Source organism: Aeromonas sp. HMWF017 (genome assembly GCF_003061465.1).
Taxonomy (GTDB): Bacteria; Pseudomonadota; Gammaproteobacteria; order Enterobacterales; family Aeromonadaceae; genus Aeromonas; species Aeromonas veronii.
The window spans coordinates 47,044-55,116 of the sequence record NZ_QAJD01000155.1; the positions used below are offsets into that span (position 1 = coordinate 47,044).

Below are 8,073 nucleotides of genomic sequence, written 5' to 3' on the forward strand. Positions count from 1 at the left end.
TAGTAGGTCATGGCGACTTCAATCTCGGCCCCCGGAGCCAGAGTCTGCCAGCCCGGCAGGTTCATGGCGACCTTGTGGAAGTCCTTCTCATTGGCAATGCCTTCCGAGTTGTCGTTGCCACCGCTCTCCACCACTTTCAGGCCCATGCCACTCTGATCCGTGATGGTGTCAGAGGTGGAGGTGGGCACCAGAAACTCGATGCGCGCGCCGCCCGGAATGGTCTGGGTCGACTTGTTGACCAGCTTGAGTTTCGGGTTGATCGGGTAGTTGGAGTCCCCTTCCTTGAAGCCGGAGAGGCTGACCTGGATATCGAGCTGGGCACTCGGCGCGGCGAGATCGTTTTGCTTGGTGTTGTACGGAGTTGCCTTGGCAAACTTCTCGTAAGCCAGAGTAGTCAGGGTGCTGCCCATGCCGTACTCGTTCTTGGCCGGATCGAAGGCGTAGTCACCCGCCATCTCCCAGAACATCACGCCACCCAGACCGCGCTTGATGATGTAGTCCAGCTTGTGGCCCATGGACTCTTCATCTTCGGTTGAGAGGAACACCTTCTTCTCTTCGTTCCACAGCCAGGGCGCGTGGGCCTTGTCATCGTAGTAACGCACATACTTGCCCTGCATCACGTGAGCCGGATTGTTGGGATCCAGACCCCAGGCAGTGCCATAACTCGGCAGAGTCGTGATGCCGAGGCTGGCCGCATTCTCCAGGTTCTTGGCATGCCACATGGGCACGGCGCCACCGCCGATCTCTTTGCCGTTCTTGTCGAGATCATGCCAGATGTTGTCGATGCCGATCGCCCCGTTGCCGCACGGAATGGTGCTGCCACCTGTGCCCGGCTGGCACTCGTTCTGGCTCGGCAGGGCTGCCTTGCCACCCAACCCATGGCTGCCACCGCTCACCCCCTGCCAACCGCGGGTGTAATAGGGCACACCGACGTTGATCTTGCCAGCCGCCAGCGCACCACGGAAGTAGTGGGCAGACCAGGCGGCGTTGAGGTAACCGATACCGCCAAACTGGGTCTGGGTATAGACGCCCCAATGGGAGAGCTCGGGGTCAGCATTGTTGTCGAACAGGGCCGCATTGTGACCGACAAAGTGGTTCCAGGCGCCGTGGAAGTCATAGGTCATCAGGTTGACGTAGTCGAGATATTGGGTGACCTGGAAGTTCTCCATCCCGCGCAGCAGATAGGCCGAGGCCGGTGAGGCGATGGTCAGCATATACTTGCGGCCATCTTCGTTACCGGCGTTGTCGAGCCGCGCCCGCAAGGTCTTCATCAGCACCTCGTAGTTGGCAAACAGCTTGGCCCGGCACTGGTTGGAGAGCGGGAAATCGTTGGGATTGCCCGCATCCTTCATCGAGGTGGGGTATTCGTAGTCGATATCGACCCCATCAAAGCCGTACTGGCGGATAAAACTCACCGCCGAGTCAGCCAGGGTATTGATACCGGCAGTATTGACCGAGCAGTCACCCTTGGTAGTGGCGGTGTAGAAGCCGCGCGTATCGGCCCAGCCCCCGACCGAGATGAGGGTCTTCACGTCCGGATACTGCTTCTTGTACTTCGACAGCAGGTTGAAGTGGCCCTTGTAGGCGAATTCAGGATCCATCTCGGCACCCGGCACGCCATCCCAGGTCATCTTGGTGGCTGCATCGTCCACCTTGATAGTGTGGCTCTGCTCATCCACCGCCGCGAAGGCGTAGTTGATGTGGGTGATCTTGTTCCATGGAATATCGCTCACCAGATAGGCGGGCAGGCCGTTCTTGCCGGTGCGCCAGGAGGTGAAGTAGCCGATGACCCGACGGGCATGGTCATCCCCCATGCACTCGTAACCATCCGGGCGATAGATCTGGCGAATGTCACAAGAGAGGTTGCCACCGGTGGGCGGCAGCGCGGCCTCCTCGACATTGACGGTCACCGCCGCCGACTCGCCGCTCAGATTGCTCTTGTCAGTGGCCACCAGCTTGAGGGCGGCACTGCCTTTGGCATCCGGCGTCCAGTTCACCTGCCAGGGGGATGTGGTATCTTCGCCCACCTTCTTGCCGTCGACATAGAGCTCGACTTTGGCCACATCGTTGTTGGCATCTGTGACGTTGCCACTCACCGCCACGCTGCGACCCAGCGTCACCTTGGCGCCGCTGGCCGGGCTGCTAATGCTCACCTTGGGCGCCTCTGGCGCGACCACGGCGGCGACGTTGAAGCTGGAATCCGCTTCGCTCAGCACCTTGCCATCTTTATCCAGCGCGCGAGCCTTGAGGGTATGGGCCCCCACTCCGGCGGCGCTCCAGCTGGCACTCCAGGGCGAGGCGCTCGCCATGGCGACCAGCGTGCCGTCGACAAGATATTCTACCCGGGCCAAGGCCGTTACCGGGCCACTCAGGGTCACTGCCAGCGCCACGCTGGCTCCTTCATTAAAACTGGAACCGGCAGCCGGTGAGCTGACGGCTACACCGAGCGCCGGAGGGGGCACCTCGCCACCATAGGGCTTCCAGGCATCTGCCCAGACCACCCCGACACCCGGCTCATAGTGATAGGGGGATGCCCCGCACCAGCCTGAATAGGGGAATTCTTTGCACTCGTAGAGGGCACCGACGTTGCTGACGATATCGCCAGCCTTGTAGGCAGTACCGGATTTATAGGCGGGATAAGCGGCCTGAGCCCAGGCGGGCGCGGCCGCAAGGGCGACCAGCATGGCAAGCCTGCTGGGTCTGAAGAGCTGTTGCATATTGTTATCTTCCTTGTTTTGTCTTGGCTTGGTCACCAAGGCAAAGAACAATCGCAACCTGCATGATGGGCGCAGACAACTGGCAATGGACCTGCCACAAAAACCACCCCTCACCCAGGGAAACCCCGCTATCTGGATCCACGATCGAGACCGGAAGCATTGCGCCCCGGCATCACTGCCGGTTTGCCCTTTACCTGGGTTCCGTGAGGAACGAACCCAGTATAGGAAGGTGACAAGATCCCCTCAATCTTTATTCTCAAAGAGAATTATCCCCTGCCACGAAAGCGTCATGATCACAGGGTTAAAATTGATTGAATTATCAAAAAAATCATATCGTTACTGGGATCATAAAAACGCTTTCCCGCACCTTCCCAGATTCATTTAATGTGCGTTGGCTCACTGGTATGACATGCCAGAAATGTGACAATGCGCGCCCTTGGTCAACGAGCCAAGGCTATGGAATCACTGGCAAAAATAAAAAAGGAACACCTATGAAAGGTACTCGTACCCTGCTGTCGCTGGCCGTGGGGCTGGCGCTTGCATCCTCAGGCGCCCATGCGGCATTTGTCTGCCCGTCCGATCCGGCTCAACTCACTCCCATCCCGACCATTCAGGGCACAGGCTCCGCCAGCGCGCTGGCTACCCAGACCGTGACCGACAAGAACGGTAACGTGACCGGCAAAATCAGCACGGGCACCTTCAACGTTCGCGGTATCGTGACGACGCTGGGCCAAAGCCTGACCAAGGGTTTCTATCTGACCGACCCGGTGGGCGATGGCAATCCGGCCACCTCTGATGGCATCTTTGTCTATCTGAACGACAAGGACTTCGCGACCAAATATAAAGACATCAAACCGGGGGCTGAACTCTGCCTCGAAGCCAAGGTCGAGGAGTATTACGGCGGCACCCAGCTCAAGCCCACCTTCGAATCCAGCAAAGCCCGCCTGCAAGTCACCGCACAAGGGCTGAATGTGCCGCTCAGCGTACTGCAGGTCAATGAAGGGGAGACGCTGGCGCAAGCGCTCAATCGCCACGAAGGGATGCGGGTACGTCTCGACAGCAGCAGTGACCTGCACCTGACCCGCAACTACGGCTTCGACTACAAGGTCTATCGCAACAACGTAGAGTTGGCCCACAAAACCCCGCTGATCAAACCGACCCAACTTCATGTTGCCAACAGTGCGGACGCTGTCGCACTGGCCACCCAAAATAGCAGCAACCGTCTGGTGGTCGAGTCTGATTACAAAGCACCAGATGGCGTACTGCCCTGGTTCCCGAACTGGGATGCCGATCAGGGATATCTGCGCATCGGAGATCAACTGACCGAGCTGGAGGGAGTGATCGTCTACAACAAGGATGCCTTCCGTCTGGTGGTACCGAGCGATATCACCCTGACTGCCGGCGCCCTGCTGCGCAGCCCTGAAGAGGATCGTCAAGACGCGCCGGCTCGCCTCGCTGGCAGCGATCTGCGGATCGGCAGCTTCAACGTACTCAACTACTTCACCAGTCACTCCAGCATCGGCGGCGCACTCAATATCCTGTGCAAGGATCAGGCGGATGCCGATAACGCCAAAGGTTGCAACCGAGGTGCCAAGAGCCAGCCCGAGTTCGAGAAGCAGCGCACCAAGATCGTCAATGCCATTACCGCAATGGATGCCGATCTGCTTGGCCTGATGGAGATGGAGAACAACGGCTTCGAGGATAACTCGGCCCTCCACAATCTGGTGACCCGCCTCAACGAACAGCAGAAGGATGCGAGCAAACACTACGCCTATGTGCGTCTGCCGGTCACTGCCCTTACCGATGGCAAGTTCTTCGGCGGCGACGCCATCATGGTGGCGATGATCTACCGCCCTGCCCTGCTCACCCCCAGCGGAGATGCCAGCGTCATCAAGCTGCCAGAGCAGCGCTATACCACAGGTGGTGTGGCCAAGACAGCCGGTCAGCGCGATTCTCTGGTTCAGACCTTCACCCTCGCCAAGAGCAAGGAGCCGTTGACGCTGGTGGTCAACCACCTCAAATCCAAGGGGTCAGGCTGCTACGAAAATGGCGATGGCAAGACAGAACCGGCCGACCTGCAAGGCAAGTGTACCGAGTTCCGCGTGAGCGCGGCCAAGGTGCTGGGTGAAGCGGTCAGCAAACTGCCGGGCCAGGTGCTGCTGGTAGGCGACTTCAACTCCTACGCCAAGGAAGATCCGATCCGGGTGCTGACCGACTACAACCCGGCCACCAGCGAGCGGAAGATCGTATCGGCCTCTCACACCTTTATCGGTGATCAGTCCTATGAACAGCTCGGTCGCGAAGTGACCCGCAGCTACGGCCTGATCGATCTCAACGTCAAATTCAACAAGGAGAAAGCCATCTCCTACAGCTACGACGGGGAGCTGGGCACCCTTGACTATGCCCTCGCCAACCCGGCGCTGGCCAGCAAGGTGGCAGGTGTCGCCGACTGGCACATCAACTCCTTCGAGAGCTCCCTGTTCGAATACGGCAGCCAGTACACCGGCACATTGCTCAAGTCTGACAACCCCTTCAGTGCCTCCGACCATGATCCCATCATCGTCGACCTGAGACTGGAGAGCGATGCCACCAAACCGGACACCTCCTCAGGCGGTGGTGCACTGGGACTCGGCCTGCTGGCCCTGTTGCCGCTGGCCTGGCGACGTCGCCGTTAACCACAGGCGCATTTGAATAGTGCAAGCAAAGCCCGCGACTCTCGCGGGCTTTTTCATTCAGGTCATTGGATTTACAAATGAAAGGCGCGGACGTATGGAGAAAATAAATGATGGAGAAAACAAAAAGGCCACCGCGATGCGGTGGCCTTTTTCTTCTTGTAACAAGAATTTGGTGGAGCTACGCGGGATCGAACCGCGGACCTCTTGCATGCCATGCAAGCGCTCTCCCAGCTGAGCTATAACCCCGATGTGTGTGAATGACCGGCAGTCACTCTGAATTTGGTGGAGCTACGCGGGATCGAACCGCGGACCTCTTGCATGCCATGCAAGCGCTCTCCCAGCTGAGCTATAACCCCAAATTCGGTACTGAATGAATGGTTCTGGCGGCCATTCATCCTAAATAATGGTGGAGCTACGCGGGATCGAACCGCGGACCTCTTGCATGCCATGCAAGCGCTCTCCCAGCTGAGCTATAACCCCACAAAGGTCGGCTTGGGTGATACACACCACACTGCCCTGGGTATTCAGTACAACAATCAAGAATCTGGTGGAGCTACGCGGGATCGAACCGCGGACCTCTTGCATGCCATGCAAGCGCTCTCCCAGCTGAGCTATAACCCCTTTGATTCCAGATTGTTCGAGGAGAATTTGGTGGAGCTACGCGGGATCGAACCGCGGACCTCTTGCATGCCATGCAAGCGCTCTCCCAGCTGAGCTATAACCCCAACTCACCTCGGCGCTGACGAAGTTATCTCCGGCAACGGAGGCGCATGATAGGCATCACCCGCTTTGCTGTCAACCCTAAAATAACCGCGATTGATTCGTTTAGCCAAAATTGCAGCAGTTCGCTGTTTTTACCAGCAAGGCTCGTGCTATCTCTCTGTTTTATGTCACAAATCGGCTCAAGCATCTATAAAGGAGAGACCGTGCAGCAAGCCTCTTTCCCCGTGCAACGCTCCCGCTCTCAGACCTCTCTATGCTGGCTGGTAATCAGCTTCTCCCCCGTCACCTCGGGAAAGCCTTTCCATAAAGGGCATTGCATTTGAAAACCCTTTCCATGATTTTTGTAAATTTACAACACAGAAAGTTGATCTGGCTCACAAATGACCATAGGATCAAACCGTGACCTAGGTCACACACCATAACCATAAATGACAGAGCGATGAGGTAAACCATGTTTGAGAATCTGGCAGTCCTGTTCCACCTGCGCGGTGCAACCACCAAGAACGGCGTTGTAGAGAAAGATGCCTATGCCCCCTCCACCCGTGAATACTACTTCCGCTACGGCAAATAATTTCTGAAAGCCTTTCACGGAAAATGTAATAAAAAAACAACACACATCATCACACAGCCCTTTCGAGGCGCTGTCCTATCCGGGCCAGATGTTCCACGGCCAAACCTGAACTCCACCAAACAAGAATGGGGCCCGCAGGCCCCATCTTTTATTGCTCCGGATTGTCATTGCACCAGATAGTGCGCTGGCTAATCGGCAAGCCTTGTAACCCTGAAACGGCTCAGAGTTTGATCCAGGCATCGGCCCAAGCCGTACCCTTGCCCGGCTCATAGGCCCAGGCGGCACCTGCGCACCAGCCGGTGTAGGGGTGCGGTTTGCACTCGTAGCTGGCACCGCCGTTGCTGACCCGCTCACCCGCCTTGTAGGGCGTCCCCTCTTTATAGGCCGGATAGTCAGGCGGCGTTACGCCCCCCTCTTCCCCTTTGACCAGCACAACATGAGTAGCGCTGCGGCTCAGATTACCTTCATCTGTGACCGTCAGTTTGATCTCCAGCTTGGTATCGCTGGCCGGCTTGGGCAGAGTCAACTCCAGCGTCACCTGATCCAGTGCCGGGGCAGAGGCACCTGCCGGAATAGTCCAGGCATAAGCCAGCGGCTTGCCTTCCGGATCGCTGGAGTGCTGGCCGGAGAGGGTCACCTTGCTGCCACCTTCGGCCTGCGCCGGGCCGGTGATATTGGCCACCGGCGGCAGGTTGGTGCCACCGCCGTTATCCTCGATCACCACCTCCGGATAGAAGTGCTGAACGCAGCGGCTATAATCCCCTGCCTTGAAGGCGCTGAAGCGGGTCTGGTAGCCCACCAGCTTGCAAGCGTAACTCTTGCCGCCGTTGGGGTTCTCTGCCACATAGCTCCAGTCCTGCTCCCAATAGATGGGCAAGGCACCGGCGCCATTGTCATCAAACACCTTCATATTCTTGCAACCCAGCACTTCGTCGGATGGCACCGCCACCCCGAGGTAGTTGGCAAACTCGCGGTAGTAGTTGATGCGGTTCTGGGACTGGGCGTGCTCGACCGGACCGCCGCACTCCACCCCGCCGTTGATGATCTGGGTAGTGACCCCGAAGCCCGGAACCAGACCGTTCTGCTTGTCATGGTCATTCGGCTGCCAGGTGCCATCGATGACATGGAGCATGGAAGGCTTGGGCGGCTGCGGATAGGTATAGAAGAACACCGCACTGGCCAGGTTCAGCCAGGTGTCGGCCACCAGATCGGGGCGGTCGAGCAGGGTGCGCACCGTACCGAACATCGCCTCGGAGAAGGGGCCGTAGTTGTAGTTGTAGGAGAGCTGCTTGGCACCGCGGCCAAAGTAGCTCTTGAACTCGCCATTGTCGAACGTACCGCACGGCCACTGCTGACCCTGCCACACATCGGGGCGGCACTCGGCGTT

General features: G+C 58.2%; 3 protein-coding genes, 5 tRNA genes and 1 riboswitch. Of the genes, 1 reads left to right on the forward strand and 7 read right to left on the reverse strand.

The features are described 5' to 3' along the window. Positions 1-2,717 (reverse strand): glycosyl hydrolase family 18 protein (locus DBR30_RS16985; protein WP_375135857.1); only part of this gene is annotated, 2,717 nt, incomplete at its 3' end. A 115-nt stretch (positions 2,718-2,832) separates the two neighbouring features. Continuing rightward, a riboswitch (cyclic di-GMP riboswitch) is annotated at positions 2,833-2,915 on the reverse strand. A 293-nt stretch (positions 2,916-3,208) separates the two neighbouring features. Here DBR30_RS16985 and DBR30_RS16990 point away from each other — a divergent pair. Continuing rightward, a complete protein-coding gene (locus DBR30_RS16990; RefSeq protein ID WP_108541484.1) occupies positions 3,209-5,392 on the forward strand; it encodes an ExeM/NucH family extracellular endonuclease in 2,184 nt (727 codons plus the stop codon). Between the two features lie 170 nt (positions 5,393-5,562). On the opposite strand, the gene DBR30_RS16995 is transcribed toward DBR30_RS16990, so the two are convergent. The 6 genes from DBR30_RS16995 to DBR30_RS22445 all read right to left on the reverse strand — a co-directional run. Continuing rightward, positions 5,563-5,638, reverse strand: a tRNA-Ala gene (locus DBR30_RS16995). Between the two features lie 34 nt (positions 5,639-5,672). Further along, a tRNA-Ala gene (locus DBR30_RS17000) sits at positions 5,673-5,748 on the reverse strand. Between the two features lie 48 nt (positions 5,749-5,796). After that, positions 5,797-5,872: transfer RNA gene (locus tag DBR30_RS17005), tRNA-Ala, on the reverse strand. A 65-nt stretch (positions 5,873-5,937) separates the two neighbouring features. Next, positions 5,938-6,013 (reverse strand) — tRNA-Ala (locus DBR30_RS17010). Between the two features lie 28 nt (positions 6,014-6,041). Then, positions 6,042-6,117 (reverse strand) — tRNA-Ala (locus DBR30_RS17015). A gap of 789 nt (positions 6,118-6,906) precedes the next feature. Then, a partial coding sequence (locus tag DBR30_RS22445; RefSeq protein ID WP_308813282.1) for a glycoside hydrolase family 19 protein occupies positions 6,907-8,073 on the reverse strand: 1,167 nt, incomplete at its 5' end.

Bases quoted from the DNA above. Each gene is read 5' to 3' on its own strand.
- DBR30_RS16990 (WP_108541484.1), top strand. From the start codon at position 3,209: ATGAAAGGTACTCGTACCCTGCTGTCGCTGGCCGTGGGGCTGGCGCTT.